The organism is Wolbachia endosymbiont of Mansonella perstans, assembly GCF_020278605.1.
In the GTDB taxonomy this organism is placed as follows: Bacteria; Pseudomonadota; Alphaproteobacteria; order Rickettsiales; family Anaplasmataceae; genus Wolbachia.
Window position 1 is genome coordinate 1 of the sequence record NZ_JACZHU010000005.1, and the last position, 19,870, is coordinate 19,870.

Consider the following 19,870-nt stretch of genomic DNA (forward strand, 5'->3'; position numbering starts at 1 on the left):
GTTATAATAATTTGCTGATGCTTAGTTTAAGCGCGATTTGGCTGAATGTAGAAAAAGTAAAAAGGACATGTAGCCACTATAATTTGATACAATCCACCGAAAAATACCCTGAGTTTTTTACTGGATTTTGTCATTGAGCCTGGAGATTAAAAACAAGTTTTCAATCAGAAATACCCTTACTGCTATGATAGCGGAACTGACAAAGCCTATCAAGTAGTTTTTTTGCTTCATGACATACTAAAAGCTGGTTTATCATGTAAGAGCCTATTGTAGCAATGATAAACTCTATTTCTCAGAACCTGAAGTGTTGTGAATGTTGCGCTGTTTGTACAAATTTCATAATTGAATCCGGTGATGCACTTCTACCTTTCCTTAATTTACGAGTATATTGATCATCTTTAATTAGTCGAAGTTCTTCCTGCTTTTACTCATTTCATTCTTTAAGTCTTCGTATATCTCTTTTAGCTCTCTATTGTCTTCTTTCTCTTTTATGTTGCCACTTTGCAACAGATTTTTAATCTGATATGCATCATATCTAAGCAAGATTTGTTTATCTTCATCTTCATACATAGGATTAGCTCCATCTAGGATTTCCTGAAGGGATTTGTATACAGAAAGTTTTGAGTTCAGAAAGTCATTACAGTTATTGCATATGTAATGTCCATATTGCCGAAAATGCTTTTGTACTATTTATCTATTTCCTCTAGATGCTTATTATTTAGAGTTACTTGCATCGCAAGATTTATTTACAAAATCTGAAATTTTTAAGTCTTTAGTCACTTCCAAATTTTCTATCAAGCTAAACTCTCCATCTAACTCTTGTTACTTCCTCTAATTGAGAATTCAGCTTTTTCTCTTGAGCTTTCTGTTCTTTAGGACTTTTAAATATAAATGCTTTACTCTGCTTCTTAAGGCGAGTGAGCTCCTGTTGCAGAGCATTTTGTCTATTCTGTAGAGCTTTAATTCGATCATCAAAGCTAACAGTTTGCTTGACCTTTTTCTGAGTTTGCTGAGGTTTGCTTTCTGTCTGAGAAAACTCTTTCCTGAAATTAGTGGAGTTATTTTGCTTTTTAGAAATAATTGGAACTTCAACTTTTTTTGGCGTCTTTTAGCTAAGCACCTTCCTGCCACTCCCTCCAATTCCAGCGGATTTTTGCTGACCTGAGTTCTACAGTTGTTTTTGATATGTGTCGTCTTTTACCGTATCGTACGATATCTCGCTTTTACTTGATATCGAATCAGGAATTTCGCTCTCACTTATTATGCTTGAGCTTAGCGATATTCCACTACTGCTTGATATTGAGCTTGCGTCAAGTATTTCGCTGTCATTTATTGTGCCGGAGCTTGACGATGTTCCACTACCACTTGATATTGATACTACATCAGAGTCAATACTAAAGGTTAACAAAGAGTGAGCTTTATCTTTTTTATAAGTTCGGTTGTTTGCTTTAGCTTTTGATCTAACTTCTATTGGTATTGTTTCACTTTTGACTGAAGCAGAGTCAACAGTAACTGGGCTATTGATAGCCTTTATAGGCTGCACAGCTGATTTTGACCTTTTTGATTTTCCCGTCTTTTCACTTGTTTCAAACCCTCAATTTATTACCAATACAACTTAATTTTAAACGATAACTATTAACTATGCGTGAATATTGTTTTTAGCAAAGTCTCTTGCGATGCTCAAAAGTAGAAACAAAGACTTGATTTTTGTATCAAAATAATAGACTATCAAAGGCACACATAAATATCTACAATGCAAGAAAAAACTTTCACAATCATCGATGGTTATGGCTTTCTTTTCAGAGCTTATTATGTTTTGCACCATTTGACTACTACAACCGGTATTCCAATAGGTGCCGTGTACGGCTTTCTAAATATGGTTCTTAAGTACATTACTCACTCGGATTACTTGACCATAGCATTTGACTCTGGCAAAAAAAATTTCAGGCACGACTTATACCCTGAATATAAAGCAAACAGGGTAACTCCTCCTGAAGACTTGGTTCCGCAGTTTGCAATACTGAGGGAAGCAGTGGAAGCTTTCGATCTCAGCTATGAAGAGATTGGAGGCTATGAAGCAGATGACATAATTGCGACACTAGCTAAGAAATATGCCAACCACCAAGACTTTAAAGTAGTGGTAGTCTCGTCAGATAAGGATTTGTTTCAACTCTTGAATCACAACATTTTAATATTTGACCCTATTAAAAATATATACATAGATGAAAGACAAGTAATAGAAAAATTTGGTGTAAATTCAAACAAGCTCCTTGATTTATTTTCTCTAACTGGCGATGCATCTGATAACATTCCAGGTATTCCAGGAATAGGTCCAAAGACTGCAGCTAAATTGCTTGATAAATTTGGTTCCTTGAACAATATCCTGGAAAACATTAGTAGCATTGAACAAACGAGAGTACGTAATATTCTTACCAAACATAAGGAAAGAGCGCTAATTTCACGAAAACTTTTTTTACTATATGAAAAAGTAGATCTTCAGCATAATGTTGCAAAATATGAAGTTCATCCTCCAAATATGAAGAAATTGTTATCCTTTTTAAAGAAGTATGAGTTTAATTCATTGGTAAACAGGGCAGAGAAGCTTTTTTCTTATAATAAACCCAGCGCGGAAAAGAAACCAGAATATAGTAGTGAAGAATTAGAAAAATTTTTGGAGCACTGCAGATACGAAGGCAAAATCGTAATCTATTGTCATTTTGAAAACAATGTACTCAGTAAAATCTCCTTATCTTGCAGTGAAGATAATATTTTCTACATAGACCAAAACTGCCTACAAGATGCAATTGTTACAATCAATTTAACTTTACTTTCAAATGGGGTACTGAAAATAATACATGACATTAGAAAGATCAGAGAAACATTTCCTACAATAGAAAAAGTGCTAAGCTCAGTTGATGATTTGATGACAATGTCATATAGCCTTGACACAGGAAAGCATAACCACAGCATTCCAAACATAATTGCACATAATTTGAGTGAAAATGTAGAGATTTTCTCAGCAAAAACTTTAATAGCGGTCCATGAAAAGCTAACACAAAGATTGTTTCAAGAGAGGCTCTTTACAGTTTACGAGCGCTTTGATAAGCCGCTTATGAAAGTGATACTTGACATGGAGAAAAATGGAATATTGCTAAGCATTCAAAAACTGCAGGAATTGTCTGATAAGTTTCAACAGTTACTCACTCTGCTTGAGAATGATATATATAATTTGGCAGGAGAAAGATTCAATATTGCTTCGCCAAAACAATTAAGTGATATTTTATTTAATAAGATGGGGCTTAATAAGAAGAGAAAGTTAAAATCCGGATCGTATAGTACAAACTCTGAAGTAATAGAAGAACTTGAAATGGAAGGAGCTGAAATTGCAAGTAAGATTTTAGGTTGGCGGCACTTAAGCAAGCTAAAGGGTACCTATACTGATGCGCTAATAAAGCGGGTTAACCCTCTTGACGATAGAGTACATACGAGCTTCTCAACAACTGCAACAGGTAGGCTTAGCTCCAGCAATCCTAATCTGCAGAGTATTCCTATCAGAAGTGAGGGGGAAGCTTTATCAGACGAGCATTTATTGCACCAAAAGGGTATAAAATAATTTCTGCCGATTATTCACAAATAGAATTGAGGCTCTTGGCACATATTGCAGATGTTGCAGCATTTAAAGAAGCTTTTGCAAATGGACAAGATGTTTACAATATCACCGCAAGGCAAGTTTTTAGAGTGCTAGAAGGTACAGAGGTAGATAAACAGCTGAGGCAAAAGGGAAAATCCATTAATTTTGGAATTATATATGGCATTAGCCCGTTTGGCCTTGCAAGGCAGTTTAAAATTACCGTTGAGGAAGCTGCTGGATACATTGATTATTATTTCTCCTGTTATCCAGAGATAAAGGTCTATATGGAAAAGGAGGTGTCTATTGCGAGACAGCACGGCTATGTAGAAACTTTATTTGGTAGAAGGTGCTTTGTAGAAGACATAAACAATAAAATCCCTTACTTAAGGCGATTTGCGGAAAGGGCAGCAATAAATGCACCTGTGCAAGGAACTGCTGCTGATATAATAAAACGTGCAATGATTCAACTTTATGATCAGCTAAAAGCAGGTAAAATAATCCTCCAAGTTCATGATGAGCTATTGATTGAGGTAGAAGACAATAAGGTACAAGAAACAGCAAAACTTGTGAAAGATGTAATGGAAAATGCAGTGAAAGTTTCTATACCGCTTGAAGTGGAGGTAAAAATTAGCGACAACTTGGGCTCAAATTTTCTTAATTATGATTTAAACGTTTCAGATTCTAAGAGTATAAATCATTTGAACTAATATGAAAAATATGCTACAATTAAAGTATAGTAAGTGTGAGTAAGTCAGTTATGACAAGAATGTTAACTTCACAAACAAAGGATTCGAAACCTTCTGTTCAGTTAACTAACGAAGATAAGAAAACTTTTGAAAAAAAAGAACATCAGTTAATCTATCGTGCTTTTCTAGATACTTTAGAGAATCTAGAGAAACAAACACAACAGGAGATGGAGGAAATAGCAAAGAAACTGCAAGAAAAATTTTCAGAGCAGGAGAAAGAGAAATTAGAGGAACAAAAGTCATTAAAAGAGGAGCAGCTAGCTCGGTTACAGAATGAAAATGAAAAGAAAATTTTTACTTTTGTACTTGAAAATAGAGGAAAGATATTCAACGATGTTAATCAAAAAATAAAGTCACTAAGTGAAGAAAATTTCCTTCAGTTTTTAATTTCCGTATTTGAAAAAATTAGAGAGAAAAATTTAGCTAGCGAAGGGAATTTAGAAAATAGTAAAATAAAAGAAGTGGTTGATGAGTTTGTAGGTGATATACGCGGTAAAGAAGCTAAAGACTCACTCATAAAACTTGCTGGATGGCCGCTTGGAATAAAGGTAGATCCTGAAAACATTTCTGGCTCCTTTATGAGTGGGCTAAGAGAAAAAATACCATTTTTAGGTGGGGGTAAAGAAGAAGATGAACCACCGCTCAGTGATGAAGAAATGGTAACAACGTTGTTACGTAAGATTTTTCTTCCTACTCTTTTTTCTATTACCTCAATATTAGTTTTTGGTCCTACTACATTTGCGATAGTTGCTGCTGCTATTGGCACAATATTCGCTGTAAAAGGAGGAGTTAGGGCTCTTTTTTCAAATAACAGGAAAGGTACTTTGTATAACCCTGATACTGAAAAGGAGAAAGAATGGGATGGTGAAATTAATAATAGAATTAGTGAAATTCTAGAATCAAAAGTTAATGGAGTTGGACAGGATAAGCAACCTGCTGAAAAGCAGCATAATGTGCCTGAGCAAGTTAAGGAAAATCAAGAATCCTTCCGGAAGAAAGAAGAAGATAAACGACGACAAAAAGAAGAAGGAAGTCAGCACAGTATCTCCAACTTATAACTCAGTTCCGCCTACCGTAATTGCATCAACTTTGAGTGTTGGTTGACCAACCCCAACAGGCACATTTTGTCCATCTTTTGAACATGTACCAATACCAGGATCTAACTTTAGGTCGTTGCCAACCATGGATACTTTTTTTAGCACTGTTGGCCCGTCACCAATTAACGTCGCCCCTTTGACTGGTTGTGTAATTTTACCATTTTCTATCAAATAAGCTTCTGAAGATGAGAAAACAAATTTCCCTGATGTTATATCAACCTGCCCGCCACCAAAATTTACTGCATATAGACCTTTCTTTACGCTAGATATTATTTCTTCTGGTGTATGTTTCCCTGGTAACATATAGGTGTTTGTCATGCGCGGCATAATGACTTCTTTATAACTTTCCCTTCTACCATTACCAGTTAGATTTACCCCCATGAGTTTAGCATTCATATAATCCTGCATATATCCTTTGAGGATTCCATCTTCTATCAACACATTGTAACCAGAAGGAGTGCCTTCATCATCTATGCTAATAGAACCGCGCAAATTAGGCAGAGTTCCATCATCAACTACTGTGATACCACTAGCTGCTACTTGTTTACCAATAGAATTTGAAAATGCTGATACTCCTTTACGATTAAAATCGCCTTCGAGTCCATGGCCCACAGCTTCATGTAACAATACCCCTGGCCAGCCCGGACCTAGAACAACTGTCATCTCTCCAGCTGGAGTCGGAACCGCTTCAGAATTTACTAATGCTTGTTCCAAAGCCTGGTTTGCAACTTCTTTCCACTTTGCCTCAGAAATAAACTTACTGTAAGAATCTCGTCCACCATGTCCTGCAGAACCTCTTTCAATTCGGCTATCTTTCTCTACAATGACTAACACATTAAAACGTACTAGAGGCCTGATGTCGCTTAACCTGTGATCACCCTTTATTATTTGTATGACTTGCCATTTTCCACTTAGAGTTATTTTTACTTGCTTCACGCAGTTATTTTTGAATCTTACATACTCATTAACCTCGTTGAGCAGTTTAATTTTTGAGCTTAGATCTATTTCATTTATGGGGTTAATTTTCGAATATAGGTTTTTTGCCTCTTTGTCTAAGCTTATTAAATTTGTTTTGTTTAAAGACACTGAGCTTTTAACTATAGAAGCAGCATTACTAATTTCTTTTTCGCTAATCTCAGAAGAGCAAACAAAAGATGTGCTATTCTCGCAAAAAGACCTCAGGCCAAATCCCCTTCTGATGTTCAAATCCATATGTTTCAATATGTTATCATCGAAAACCAAAGACTCTGACTGACAAAACTCTAAAAATAACTCACCGCCATCGCTATTGCTCAAAGCATGGTTGACTATTTTATATACATTATTAATATTAACATTGTTCTGAGCAAAAAATATTTGATCTAAGTTTAAATCGTCCGGCATTACCTTTAAACTAAAAATTGCTTAAGTATATTATTTAACTTTAACATAGTAAACTACAAAAAGCCCGGGTGGCGGAATTGGTAGACGCGCTAGTTTCAGGTGCTAGTAACTTTTCAGTTGTGGAAGTTCAAGTCTTCTCTCGGGCACTCTTAACTTACATATTGTTTTTTGAACGAATTAATGCCATAATATATTAATTATGCTTAAGTTTATGAGTCGTGAGAAAGAGGAACTTGCCAACAGAAAAAAATAAGAACTTACTCAAGACATCTAGTTACCACACTATCCATTGCTTCTTTTATTGGGTGTATAAATAGCATCGCTAGTTTTTGATGTTCCTAGCTTAAATTGTACTCTGCTGTTTTGAGATTACACTAAATTGGTTTCACTCGGTTTGAATGTGTGGTCATATGTTAACCACTTGCAAAAACACGATCTTAATAATCAGCTTGGTATAGAAAACACTCTAGGGCAGGAAAAGCTAACAAGGATCCATATCAACATAGCATTTAATGCCTCGTTTTTAATAGAGAGAATTATACCTGTATTACCTTTCGAATCTCTTATTATTCCTTTTATTTCTATTACTTTTTTCATTTTGAGCTTTACTGCTGTGGCAGCCAATATCGTCCAGACTATGATCAGCGAGTCGAAGGTAAAAGAATTGAGCAAAGAGAGAAATCTCCAAAGTGGTGTGATAACAGGGGCTTGATTGCTAAAATATTAATAAATCAACTTACTTAACTATGTAGGAATATTAGTTATCGTGTTAATAATTTGATAACAAAAGGCAAATATTGTGACAGACTTTATAAATTTTTTCGGTGACTATTCCGGGTTTTTTGAGGATAATGCTTGTTATGTAGTATCTGAATATAATAGGGATAGTCCAGGTCTTATAGATCTTAGCACATATATAGTAGAACGTGATGAATATGAGAACTTGGTATTTGAGAGCCTATATGAATATATATGTCCGGATGAGAACATGCATAAGGATATCGTCCTTAATCTCAGATTTTTACGAATAGAAGATGGAAGGAAGAATAGAGTACAGCAACGGTTGTCATATAATCGACTATATGGTAGATAATGGAACTTTATCTTCAAGTGGAAAGAAATTAATATTTAATATAATTCTAACTAGAGAGGGCCATTCAAGAGAGTTCGGCATAGTTAGTATTACAAAAATATAAGCCACAACCATACAAACATTGTGATTTCAACCTGGCAAGAGGTTATCTACTTGGATGATAACCTCTTGCCAGTTAACAAGAAGGCACTGGTTACTTTATAACAGTGCCATTCCAGCTCCCTCATTTGTTGTGCAGTTTCATCTTACTGCTTCCACGGCAGACTCATCACAGTGTTCAACATGGGATCCAATTTTCCATAAATAGTGCATTTTAACATAACTTTTATGCTCACCTACTTGATAAAATTCCTTGGTTCAAGCGTCAAGCGCTGGAATCAAGGAAAGTTTGCTTGTAAGCAAGCAAACTAATTTTGTGAACATAGAAAGTAGCTAATCTTAATTAAAAACACAACATTTTAATTATTATAGAAAGGTGCGATCTGATGTCATGAAACCATAATGGTGTAATTCCATTTGCTTTAACATCTGGTTGAAATCGTAGTCCACACTTTGGAAAAGTAGCAACTTTCTAGGGCGCAAGCATGGATTAAAAAAGGAGTAATGTTAGTGGTTTGTTGTCCACATACGGTATTGAAGTTGGCCTTACTTTTCATTTTGCTAGCAAAACCAGCTCTATTGTATAGTGCTAGCAATTCTATTGATAATTTCACCATACACTTGACTGTTATTTTTAGTTTCAATTTCAGTAATAATATTGGACCTATTAGGCTCTTTTAGCGCTATTTCTTGAAATCCTTTTCGAACTTTATTATAAAAATTAATGTCCATCTCTTCGTATTTATTTTTATCTTTTGTTCGGCTTAGACCAACTTGAACATCAATATCTAGGATAAATGTGATATCTGGACGTCTAATTTTTACTAACTTATGAAGGTCCCCTATTAGCCCTAAGTCAACTTCAAGCCCATACCCTTGGTATGCAATAGTTGAATCAATAAACCGATCGCAAATCACTATCTTTCTTTCTTCTAGAGCTGGCAATATTAATTTTTTCACATGTTCGTATCTCATTGAGATAAGTAACAAAAGTTCAGAGATGGGGTCAATATTGTCTTTAAGCAATACCCTTCTTACCTTCTCTGCAAAGTCAGTACCACCTGGCTCTCTGGTCAATATCACATTACTTTCACTGTAGAGTTGTTTAAAATGACTTGCAAGTAACTCAGACTGCGTTGTTTTACCGGAGCCGTCTATTCCCTCAAAGGTTATGAACATAAGTTCTGTAATCGTAATGTCAACAAAAAATATACAAACAGTATACACAAGAACCATTTGACACTTAAGCAATAATATTATAAGCTGTGGCTGATACACAATTCTCTGTAAGCTATGGTTGCACTGAATACTCCTAAGGTAGATTTTGACTTTACTGCAAAGGATTTCAATCTTTTAGGGGTAGACAACAAACACTATACATTAAGTAACTGTCGTGGAAAAAATGGTCTTATTATAATGTTTATATGCAATCACTGTCCTTACGTTCAATCAATTATCAGCGATCTGGTGAGCGATGTTGATTTGTTAAAAAGGGGTTATCAGGTAAATACTGTTGCAATAATGCCGAATGATGTCAATGAATATCCAGAAGACTCCTTTGAAAATATGATTAGTTTTGCTAAGGAAAATAAGTTTGCATTTCCATATCTGATTGACAGTATGCAAGAAGTGGCTAAAGAATATGATGCTGTTTGTACTCCTGACTTTTTTGGTTTTAATGCTAATTTAAAACTCCGCTATCGTGGACGTTTTAATGATGCAAAAAAAGAAAAGGCTCAAAACTATAAGATAGGAAGTAGTGATTTATTTCAAGCTATGAAATTCATTGCAGAAACTGGTAATCCTCCGGTTGACCAAAAGTCAAGCATTGGTTGCTCAATTAAATGGTCTGATCCTACAGGTTAAATATCATGCACGGCAGCTCTCAGTACTTGTTTGATATTATAATTTTACTTTCCGCTGCTGTGTTTATAGTCATAGCATTTTGGAAAATGAATATCAGCCCAGTGCTCGGTTACTTCGTTGCAGGTGCGTTGATTGGTTCTCATGGATTTAATCTGATACATTCAGCTGATGCAATGGATAATTTTGCAGAATTCGGCGTAGTTTTTCTATTATTCATTATAGGTCTTGAGTTGACCTTTGAACGCCTCATTGCCATGCGTATTCATGTATTTGGATTTGGTTCCCTTCAAGTTATAGTTACCATGGTAGCGATATGGTGCATTGCTCTTGCTTTTGAAGTGAACACTAACATGGCGGCAGTTATCGGCGGTGGGCTTGCATTGTCCTCAACCGCAATAGTGTTACAGGTTCTGCAGGAAAAAGTTTCCCAAGCAAGTCAAGTTGGTAGGTTGTCAATAGCAGTACTGTTAATGCAAGATTTTGCAGTGGTACCATTAATAGTATTAGTACCTTTACTTACTGGTAGTTCTGAAAACAGCCTGATAAGCTCACTGGCAGGTTCATTAGTACAAGCAACTATTGCATTAGTGTTGATATTTATAACTGGTAGGTTATTACTCAGACCCTTATTTTCGGTTATTGCTAAAATGGAAAATAACGAGGTCTTTGTATCAACAACACTCTTAATAATATTAGGAGCAGCATTTATTACCGAACAATTTCATTTATCAATGGCACTGGGCGCATTCGTTGCTGGGTTATTAGTCGCAGAAACAGAACACAGGCACTCGGTGGAACACGCGGTGTTACCATTCAAAGATTTATTTCTCGGCTTATTTTTTATGACTGTCGGTATGTCTATCGATATTGATCTTTTACTCAATAAATTGCCGCTAATTACTTTATTGTCGATCATCCTTATCGTTTTAAAAACATCTATCATATACGTATTGTGTAGATTTTTTGGGTTTAAGAGTGCACCTGCCATACAAGCTGGATTATTGCTTGCACAGGGTGGTGAATTTGCATTTATCCTGTTTCGCTTAGCAGATGAGTTGGATGTATTACCAAGTGAAATTGCCCAAGTACTTATGATGGTAACTACAGTAACTATGGCTTTCACTCCTCTTCTATCGGGACTTGGAGAATGGATAGCAAATTCATTTAGCACTGAGAAAGTAATATTAGATGATGAAGCAATTGAGACAGACACACAAGATCTCTATAACCATGTAGTAGTTGCTGGATTCGGCAGGGTAGGATATATGGTAACAAAAATGCTTACCGCAGAGCATATAAGTTACGTTGTTGTAGATATTCAATCAAAGATAGTCAAAGAAGGGAAAAGTGACAGCTTTCCTATATATCTTGGAGATGCCACGAGATATGAAATTTTAAAATCAGTAGGAATAGAAAGAGCCCAAGCTCTCGTAATTTCAATAAAGAACGAAGTTACTATAAAAAAGATTGTTTCTCTAGTTGCAACAAATTTTCCACACGTAAATGTTATAATACGCCTACCAGATCTGAGTAATGTAGAAGCTTACAAAGATCTAGGAGCTAGTAAAGTTATTCCGGAGACATCTGAGATTGGGTTACAGCTTGGTGGAGCAGCGCTGAGCCTAAGTGGTATTAGCGAAAGCGGAGTTGAGTCCTTAAAAAGTAGATTTAGGAAAGGCAATTATAGCATGATAAAGGATATTAGCAGCGATATAGATGAATGATTATTTCTTCAGTCTCCTCTTTATCCCAGCTCGTAATCGTTGATGTCAGACATTTGAGTAGCGTTTATTTTGGCTATAATAAACTATACACCAAATCAAGGAAAGTGCAAACCAAGTTATTGCATATTCCAAGTGTTTCATCGGCTGTATAGTTGGTTTACTGCTGAAACCTTTCTGCCACAACATACACTGCTCTAGCTTAATACCAAGTTCATTGGAAATTTCTTCTGTACTTAGGGTAAACCACGTGTTCAAAGCAGTATCATTTTTGATTAACCAACTTTTGCTTTTACTACTATCGCAATATAAAACTCCACTCGCAGTTATTTTCTCAATTTTTGCTCCTTCCTTCTTTTTCTCTCTTACTATTCCTTTATTCACTAGCGTGTAGTGTCCATTAGTGAGCAGCATAGGAGACAGCACATGATAGCCGCGTTGCCCTGTAAAAACGTATAGCTCTATGTCACTTAAAATCCCATCAATCTTGATGTGTCTGTAGTTAAATTTTGCAAGATCACTATTGGGTAATAGATAGACAACTGGAAGATTCATATTTTTGATAATATTGTTCTTCCAGTTCAACCTAAATAATTGCCACAATCCTAATAAAAAAAGAAGTAAGCAAGGTATAATTAAGATAAATATCGTTTTTTTTAACACCTTACATTTGTGTTTTTAGGTAATTTTCAACACCTATAAGTCAATTAAGAGCCAATTTGCTCTTCAATTCAATGGTAGTGCTCTTCCTCATTTTTCAATAATTCCTCTAATAAGATTACACTAATAAAATCTTCCTCTTTATTCAGCAACAGAAATTGCTTCCCTATAGCCTTTTAAACCTTCTTCTTCTAATTTTAAGTTATCTTCCGAGATTTTGCGTATTGTATCTTTTGTAAACTTCCCGTCACGCTTTGAGATTTCATTTGTGTCTTGAAAGTTTGGTATACCTTTAAGCAATAAAATTCTTTCTGCTAGCTTATTTGCATGCTCAAGTTCCTCGTCAAGCTCGTTTTTCATTTTCTCTGTAAGTTTATTGACCCCACTATCTTTGAGAATTGTAGAATGCAAAAAATACTGGCTTATAGAAGTCAATTCACCAGTGAGTGATTTATTTAAATGCTTTGCTATTATCTCTTTATTCATAACCTTCCTTTAGTTTAATCTATTAGTATAATCTATATGATAATGAGAATCATAGCAATAGATCTCTTGCATAACCTTTTTTCGATTTCGCGTCAAAACTTGTTTCTGCTTCTCAAGTTGACTGCCTAGTTGTTGAAGTAAGGTAATTGTTGCAGTAGCCAAGAGATTAGCTGTAATTATGAATAGAATGTTGGTTGATAAAACAGAATTTTGTTATTAAAAAATATAGGAGGAACATAAGTTTTACTCAAGGTGGCAATGCCGATGGAAAGGATAAGTAAGAGCAGAGTGAAACTTAGATTTCGTATTAGACATGTTGCCGTTCACTTCTGCTTGACAAGTATAATGCGGCTTAACTGCCATATCAGACTGTGGAGAGAACCGTGGAAGCGTACTGCTTTTAATTTACGTAAAATTATTAAGGATTATGGAGGTATTTTGATTTATATAAAATTTATTGTTAACTTATGTGCAGAGCCTCTGTTGTTCCAATGTTCTCCCAATAGGTATATTTATGATTAGAATTACTTTTTTAGCTGAACAAAAAGTGGAAGAATACAGCGGCAGGATTACCGGTTTTGACATACTACAACCAGGTGCTTTAAAAGAAGCCGTTGCCCTAAAGGTAAATGGTGAGCTATATGATCTCTCACGTAAAATTGAATCTGACACAGAAATAGAGGTGATACAACTCAGTGACGAAATGGGTTTGGATATAATAAGACATGATGCTGCTCATATAATGGCTCAGGCAGTGAAAGAGCTCTTTCCTAACACTCAGATTACTATCGGCCCAACAATTCAGGACGGCTTCTACTATGATTTTGCTACAAATCGTACCTTTACCACGGATGATTTTGCTGCAATAGAAAAGAAAATGAAAGAAATCATAAAAAACAATCACAGATTTGTTCGAGAAGTTTGGACGCGTAAGCAAGCAATTGATTTTTTTAGCAGTATAGGTGAAAAATATAAGGTTGATATTATCTCCTCCATACCAGAGAGTGAAAATCTGACTGTTTATAGACAAGGAGATTTTGTTGACTTGTGCCGTGGTCCGCACTCGCCATCAACAAGTAGAGTCAAAGCGTTTAAACTCATGAAAGTTGCAGGAGCATACTGGCGTGGTGATGCTAAGGGTCCAATGCTACAGCGAATATATGGCACCGCATGGCGAAATAAGAATGAATTAAACGCTTATCTTAAGCGTTTGAAGGAGGTGGAAAAACGCGACCACCGCAAGATTGCTAAGGATATGGACTTGTTTCACATTCAAGAGGAGGCTGTTGGGCAGGTTTTTTGGCATGAGCAGGGATATACTTTATATAACGTTCTTGAGTCTTACATAAGGAAAAAATTAATAAACAATGGCTATGCTGAAGTGAAAACTCCTATTTTAGCAAGTAAGGAGCTGTGGGAAAAATCAGGGCATTGGGATAAGTTTCGTGAAAACATGTTTATTGTTGATGAATCTGAAAGCAAAAGGCTGGCAATAAAACCCATGAATTGCCCTTGTCACGTGCAGATTTTTAACTCTCACACCAGGAGCTACCGCAATTTACCGATACGTATGGCAGAGTTTGGTACATGTCATAGAAACGAAAGTTCAGGTTCATTGCATGGACTGATGAGAGTACGTGGTTTTACGCAGGATGATGCGCACATTTTTTGCATGGAAGAGCAGATTAATTCTGAGACTGTAAAATTTTGCGACCTTTTAAAAGAAGTATATTCAGAGCTTGGGTTCAATGAAATCTCCGTGAAATTTTCAGACCGTCCAAATGTTAGAGCAGGAGATGATCAAGTGTGGGATAGAGCTGAGAAAGCGCTCCTTGAAGCTGTCAGAGAAGCAGGTTTAAGCTATGAACTCAACCCTGGTGAAGGTGCATTTTATGGTCCAAAGTTAGAGTTTGTTTTGAAAGATGCAATAGGCAGAAATTGGCAATGTGGAACGTTGCAAGTTGACTTCATTTTACCAAGGCGCCTGGAGGCTTTTTATATAGGAGCAGACGGACAAAAGCACCACCCTATTATGCTACATAGGGCAATTCTTGGAACTTTTGAACGTTTTATTGGAATTTTAATAGAGCATTATGCAGGAAGATTTCCACTTTGGCTCGCTCCAACGCAACTTGCCATTCTAACCGTTACAAGCGAAGCTGACGATTATGCTATAGAAATTTATAACGCTTTAAAAAAACAAGGTGTTAGAGTTAAAACCGATTTAACCAATGAGAAAATTAGTTATAAGATACGCTTGCATAGTTCAAACAAGATTCCTATATTATGGATCGTAGGCAAAAATGAAGTTGCAAGTAAAACTATGTCAGTGAGAAATTTAGGGTCAGAAAAATGGGAGTCTTCTTCCTACGAAAAAGCTGCTGAATTGCTATTAAAAAGTATTAACCCTAATCAAGGGAGTTAAAATTTGCAAACTAAAAAACATAGAATTAATGAATCCATTACAGCTGAAGAGGTACGCTTAGTTGACCAAAATGGTAAAATGGTTGGGGTTGTAGCAATAAAGCAGGCTTTGGAATCTGCTCAGAATATCGGCTTAGATTTGGTGGAAATTGCGCCTGACTCGACTCCTCCGGTATGTAAAATACTGGATTACAGCAAGCAAAAGTACGATGCAAAAAAGAAAGCAAGTGAAGCAAAGAAGAAACAAAAAACGTTAACGATAAAAGAAATTAAGATAGGTCCCAATATTGGCGATCACGACTATAAAACAAAATTGCGTCACGTAAGGGGTTTTCTTATACATGGACACAAAATCAAAGTTACAATGAAATTTAGAGGTAGAGAGCTAATAAACACTGAGGTTGGGGTGGAAAAACTGGAAAGGTTAATTAGAGACACAGAAGATATTGCAAAGGTAGAATTAGCACCTAAACGAGAAGGAAATCAATATTTTTTAGCCCTGGTTGCTAGGTAGCAAAATTTGTTCGCGGTAAACTGGTTTTTGCTTGAATTAAATAAACTACATTTATAGTTCTAGGATATGATTAAAATATGAGAAATTACTATTAAAGAAAAAATTTCACCAATCAATTTTTTTATCTCTTGTTTTAATTTGCAATACAGATATTAAACTGATTAATGTACAGGCAGTAAGATAAACACCTGCTGCAAGTTTTGTTTCGGTTTTTTCTATCAGCAACATGCATATAGAAGGAGAGAGACCACCAAAAATTCCTGCAGAGATATTATGTGCTAGACTAAAACCAGTGCATCTAACTTTCGTTGGAAACAACTCACAAGCAAGAGAATTATATGTTCCAAAAGATGCACCTATTGGTATGCTCATCAATAGAAAAGTGAATGCTACAATATAGTGGTTATCGCATGATAATAGCGAAAACGCTGGTAAGCTGACACAAGCTAAAACTACTAATATAGGAATCATCACGTTTTTCCTTCCTACTTTGTCAGATAGTGTTGCAAGCAACACTGCGGATACTCCAAATGTAATTTCAACCATAATCCTTACTACATTTTTAATATCAATGCTTGAAAGAGTGAGTTTTTTTACGGATATGTTATAAAACATGATTGCTGAATAAACAATCGCATTTTGGGCAATGCCAAGCCCGATTGCTATTAAAAATGCCCTTTTATAGTCCTTTATTAATTCTAGAAATGGAGAATGAGATAAACTTTTGTTTTGATCATGAGTTTTGTATGCCAGGCTCTCTTTTATTATGTATCTTATTGAAAAGCCTATTACACCCATAACGGAGCAGAAATAAAAGAGCAATTTCCAACCCCAAATTTCATAGCTTTCGCCTGTAAATTTTTTACAAATAGCTATCATTACAAAGCATATAATAGAACCAAGAGCACCACTAAAAGCTTTCATGCTACCTAAAAAGCCTAAATTTTTTTTATCGACCGAATGCTCTATTAAAAAGGCTGAGTTGATACTCGTTTCCCCACCTGCCGCCATTCCCTGTATTATTCTGCAAAGTAGAAGCAATATAGGAGAAAATATTCCGATTTCTCTAAAGCTTGGTATCAATGCAATTGCAGTAGATGATATCGAAGCTAATATTACGGAAGTTAGCAAAATTTTCCTCCTGCCGTACTTATCCCCAATGTAGCCAAAAATAAATGCACCAAGTGGTCTAAATCCAAATCCAGTTGCAAAACTGCCAAGAAATTTGATTGTGCTTAAATAATCATTTTCTGAAGGGAAAAAAACATTGCTTATTATATGTGTCAGAACTCCAAATAGAGTTAATTCATACCCTATAATCATGTTGCAGATTATGCCTGATAGTATTGCTTTTTGGATGTTATTCATAATTTCTCAGTTTAATATAATTTAGGGTACTTAGTCAATGACCTGCAAAGACAATTCACGTAAATGTCTATTGTCTACCTCAGAAGGAGCACCCATTAGAACATCTTCACCCTGCTGATTCATAGGAAAACAGATTACCTCGCGAATGTTTGATTCGTCAGCAAGCAGCATCACCATTCTATCAATTCCTGGAGCTATTCCGCCGTGAGGCGGCACTCCGAATCTGAATGCGCGCACGAGTGCACCGAATTTTGCATCAACCTCTTCTTGGCTATAACCTGCAATAGCAAAAGCTTTATACATAATATCCAATTTGTTATTGCGGATTGCCCCGCTCGATAGTTCTATCCCATTACAGATAAGATCATATTGGTAAGCAAGGATGTCTAGTGGACTTTTTCCCTCTAAGTCTTTCAAGCCGCCATGAGGCATAGAGAATGGATTGTGAAAAAAATTGATTTTTTTACTTTTATTGTCGTATATGAAATATGGAAAATCAATAACCCAACAGAACTTGAAGATATTGTCATCTATCAGACCCAGTTCCGACCCTAAAAGAGTGCGCACTTTCCCTGCTATTGTTGCTGCTTCATTTTCTTGATCAGAAGCAAAGAATACGCTATCCCCAGGCTCTACATTCGTTATTTCTCTTATGCGACTTAACCTATTGTCATCAAGAAATTTAGCAACTGGTCCTTTTGCAGTGCCATCTTTATCAAACGTTATATATCCAAGCCCTTTGGCACCAAATTCTTTTTGCGCATGTTCTATTTTTTTATTAAAGAAGCTACGTGGTTCCTCTGCTGTTTTAGGAGCAGGGATGGCTTTCACTACCATGCCAAGTTCAATATTGCCTTTAAAAATATTGAACCCTGAATCGCGGAAAATTTCTGTAACATCGCTGATTAATAGTGGATTACGCAAATCTGGCTTGTCAGAGCCATACTTAAGTACTGCCTCTTTGTATGTAATGTGTGGAAAGTCTTTATCAACAGACTTGCAAGAAAATTTGGCGAACACTTCATATAAAATAGATTCAATAACGTCAAATATGTCCTCTTGAGTTACAAAAGACATTTCAAGGTCTAACTGATAAAACTCTCCTGGAGAACGATCAGCCCTTGCATCTTCATCACGAAAACATGGCGCAATTTGAAAATATTTATCAAACCCTGAAACCATGAGCAACTGTTTAAAAATCTGTGGAGCTTGTGGCAATGCATAGAATTTACCAGGATTTAGCCTGCTTGGCACTAGGTAATCGCGTGCTCCTTCGGGGGAGGAAGCCGTGAGTATTGGAGTTTGAATCTCCAAAAATCCTTGCTCTATCATGAGCCTGCGGAGTTCTGCAATGATTTGTGAGCGCAAAATAATATTGTTGCGAGCTTTTTTACGTCTTAGGTCAAGAAATCGGTATTTAAGTCTCATATTTTCTGGATATTCTTGCTTACCGGCAATGCTTGCTAATATACTTCTTTCTTCTTTTGTTACTTCTTCATCAAGGTGGAACTCAACTTCCGACTCAACACGCAAATTGTTGACTATTACCTCAATTTCTCCGGTGGAAATACAACTGTTTACTGTACCTTCAGTTCTAGCTTTGACTATGCCTGTAACAGTAATTACACTTTCTGATTTTAAATTTGATATTTTATCAAAAAAATCTTTATCGTTATTGAATACTAACTGAGTAATTCCATAAAAGTCTCTTAAATCAACAAAGATCAAGTTGCCGTGGTCGCGCCTGCGATGTAACCACCCAGATAGGGTAACTTCCTTTTCTACATCGTTCTTCTTAAGTTCATTGCAGGTGTGAGTTTTGTAGCAGTTCATATTTGTTTGGTCACCAGAATTTTTAGGAAGTATAGAAATAAACTTTATTGTATACAAGCTCATTTATCGCATATTTACACAACTTGCGAGATAGAGAAGTGTTGCCTTGTACTGTCTTTGCTCACACATAAGTTTGCAGAATTTCTATAATTGTGATATAATAATAAAGGTATTTTCAATAAATCTGGATACGAAAAATGCCATTTGTGCAGATCATAATATATAGCATAACATTGCTTGCTGCAGCTGCGGTATTTTTCTTTTTGAGAAATACATACAAGAACCGAATTCGGAAAATCATATTTCCTAAAAAAGTCCTTAAAGAGAAGTGGGAGGAAGACAGAAAATTCAATGAATTATATCAAAAGAATAAGCAAAAAGAGTTGATCAAACATCAAGAAATGCTGCACGAAAAGCAAAAAGGTATACAGGTTTACAAAGAAGATCCAGAAATAGTTGATATTGCGAAGCCAGTAGGTAAATGGACAAAAATGGTTATGTTAAGTGGTGAATTTGTGCAGCGTTTGGCGCAGTTAATAAATAGAGAAGGTGGTAAGAAAGGGTTTTGGGAACTGTTTGTAAAAGCTCAGGCTTCAACTCAAGATAAACATAAAGGGAAAGGCAGATAATGTATCTGTTATATAGCCTATTTTCTGATATTAAACTTCTTGAATTATGTTAAGTTTTACAGCCAGTGTTGCCTCAGACACAAGGATGTCACCCCAGTGCTTGACACTGAGATCTAGCAAGCTTTGCTTGCAAATGGGTTTAACAAACTTAGATTTTTTGCGTCATTCCGTGTTGTTCCTATTTGGAATCCAGAAAAGTTGACACTGTGTTTTACATTAGGTTAATTAATTCCATACTTACCAATCTAGTGTTCAACCAGAATTCCTAGATTGTATATTAAATTAAAGCCGTAAGGCTATAATGAGCAAGGAGTGGTACT

General features: G+C 35.8%; 16 protein-coding genes, 1 tRNA gene and 1 pseudogene. 10 read left to right on the forward strand and 8 right to left on the reverse strand.

The genetic code is table 11. From position 1 onward, the window contains the following. Positions 1–402: 402 nt before the first annotated feature. Together IHO13_RS00535 and IHO13_RS00540 are read right to left on the reverse strand one after the other, a co-directional pair. The gene (locus IHO13_RS00535) at positions 403–570 is read right to left on the reverse strand and encodes a hypothetical protein (protein WP_225537299.1); all 168 of its coding nucleotides are present in this window, start codon (positions 568–570) and stop codon (positions 403–405) included. A 598-nt stretch (positions 571–1,168) separates the two neighbouring features. Further along, positions 1,169–1,543 carry a hypothetical protein gene (locus IHO13_RS00540; RefSeq protein ID WP_225537301.1) on the reverse strand — a complete coding sequence of 125 codons (375 nt, stop codon included), beginning with the start codon at positions 1,541–1,543 and terminating at the stop codon, positions 1,169–1,171. 210 nt (positions 1,544–1,753) lie between these two features. Here IHO13_RS00540 and polA point away from each other — a divergent pair. Both polA and IHO13_RS00550 read left to right on the forward strand, forming a co-directional pair. Then, positions 1,754–4,338 (forward strand): annotated as a pseudogene (gene polA, locus IHO13_RS00545) (DNA polymerase I). Positions 4,339–4,373: 35 nt separating this feature from the next. Further along, entirely contained in the window at positions 4,374–5,435 is a 1,062-nt protein-coding gene (locus tag IHO13_RS00550) for a hypothetical protein (protein ID WP_225537304.1), read from the forward strand. Here IHO13_RS00550 and tldD read toward each other — a convergent pair. Next, positions 5,430–6,857, reverse strand: coding sequence for a metalloprotease TldD (gene tldD, locus IHO13_RS00555; RefSeq protein ID WP_225537307.1), 1,428 nt, complete (start codon positions 6,855–6,857; stop codon positions 5,430–5,432). The genes IHO13_RS00550 and tldD overlap by 6 nt on opposite strands. 62 nt (positions 6,858–6,919) lie before the next feature. Between tldD and IHO13_RS00560 the strand changes: the two genes are divergently transcribed. From IHO13_RS00560 to IHO13_RS00570, 3 genes are all read left to right on the forward strand, one after another. Further along, positions 6,920–7,003: transfer RNA gene (locus tag IHO13_RS00560), tRNA-Leu, on the forward strand. A 248-nt stretch (positions 7,004–7,251) separates the two neighbouring features. Further along, positions 7,252–7,569 carry a hypothetical protein gene (locus IHO13_RS00565; protein WP_225537309.1) on the forward strand — a complete coding sequence of 106 codons (318 nt, stop codon included), beginning with the start codon at positions 7,252–7,254 and terminating at the stop codon, positions 7,567–7,569. Between the two features lie 87 nt (positions 7,570–7,656). Further along, positions 7,657–7,950, forward strand: a complete 294-nt coding sequence (locus tag IHO13_RS00570) for a hypothetical protein (protein ID WP_225537310.1) — start codon at positions 7,657–7,659, stop codon at positions 7,948–7,950. A 675-nt stretch (positions 7,951–8,625) separates the two neighbouring features. Here the strand turns inward: IHO13_RS00570 and tmk are convergent. Then, positions 8,626–9,228, reverse strand: coding sequence for a dTMP kinase (gene tmk / locus IHO13_RS00575; RefSeq protein WP_225537331.1), 603 nt, complete (start codon positions 9,226–9,228; stop codon positions 8,626–8,628). A gap of 114 nt (positions 9,229–9,342) precedes the next feature. Here tmk and IHO13_RS00580 point away from each other — a divergent pair, with 114 nt between their 5' ends. Both IHO13_RS00580 and IHO13_RS00585 read left to right on the forward strand, forming a co-directional pair. Next, the gene (locus IHO13_RS00580) at positions 9,343–9,915 is read left to right on the forward strand and encodes a thioredoxin family protein (protein WP_225537313.1); all 573 of its coding nucleotides are present in this window, start codon (positions 9,343–9,345) and stop codon (positions 9,913–9,915) included. 5 nt (positions 9,916–9,920) lie between these two features. After that, on the forward strand, positions 9,921–11,639 hold the full coding sequence (locus IHO13_RS00585) for a cation:proton antiporter domain-containing protein (protein WP_225537315.1): 1,719 nt from the start codon (positions 9,921–9,923) through the stop codon (positions 11,637–11,639). 45 nt (positions 11,640–11,684) lie between these two features. Here IHO13_RS00585 and IHO13_RS00590 read toward each other — a convergent pair whose 3' ends face one another. After that, positions 11,685–12,299 carry an SURF1 family protein gene (locus IHO13_RS00590; protein WP_225537317.1) on the reverse strand — a complete coding sequence of 205 codons (615 nt, stop codon included), beginning with the start codon at positions 12,297–12,299 and terminating at the stop codon, positions 11,685–11,687. A 138-nt stretch (positions 12,300–12,437) separates the two neighbouring features. Beyond that, on the reverse strand, positions 12,438–12,782 hold the full coding sequence (locus tag IHO13_RS00595; protein ID WP_225537319.1) for a ferritin-like domain-containing protein: 345 nt from the start codon (positions 12,780–12,782) through the stop codon (positions 12,438–12,440). A 514-nt stretch (positions 12,783–13,296) separates the two neighbouring features. Between IHO13_RS00595 and thrS the strand changes: the two genes are divergently transcribed. Then, positions 13,297–15,207, forward strand: a complete 1,911-nt coding sequence (gene thrS, locus IHO13_RS00600) for a threonine--tRNA ligase (protein WP_225537322.1) — start codon at positions 13,297–13,299, stop codon at positions 15,205–15,207. A 3-nt stretch (positions 15,208–15,210) separates the two neighbouring features. After that, a complete protein-coding gene (gene infC / locus IHO13_RS00605; RefSeq protein ID WP_225537324.1) occupies positions 15,211–15,720 on the forward strand; it encodes a translation initiation factor IF-3 in 510 nt (169 codons plus the stop codon). A 105-nt stretch (positions 15,721–15,825) separates the two neighbouring features. Here the strand turns inward: infC and IHO13_RS00610 are convergent, their stop codons facing one another. Beyond that, complete coding sequence (locus IHO13_RS00610) at positions 15,826–17,088, reverse strand: MFS transporter (protein WP_225537326.1); 1,263 nt, start codon at positions 17,086–17,088, stop codon at positions 15,826–15,828. 30 nt (positions 17,089–17,118) lie between these two features. Beyond that, entirely contained in the window at positions 17,119–18,921 is a 1,803-nt protein-coding gene (gene aspS / locus IHO13_RS00615) for an aspartate--tRNA ligase (protein WP_225537333.1), read from the reverse strand. A 197-nt stretch (positions 18,922–19,118) separates the two neighbouring features. On the opposite strand from aspS, the gene IHO13_RS00620 reads away from it, so the two are divergent. Beyond that, positions 19,119–19,550, forward strand: coding sequence for a hypothetical protein (locus IHO13_RS00620; protein ID WP_225537329.1), 432 nt, complete (start codon positions 19,119–19,121; stop codon positions 19,548–19,550). Positions 19,551–19,870 lie beyond the last annotated feature (320 nt).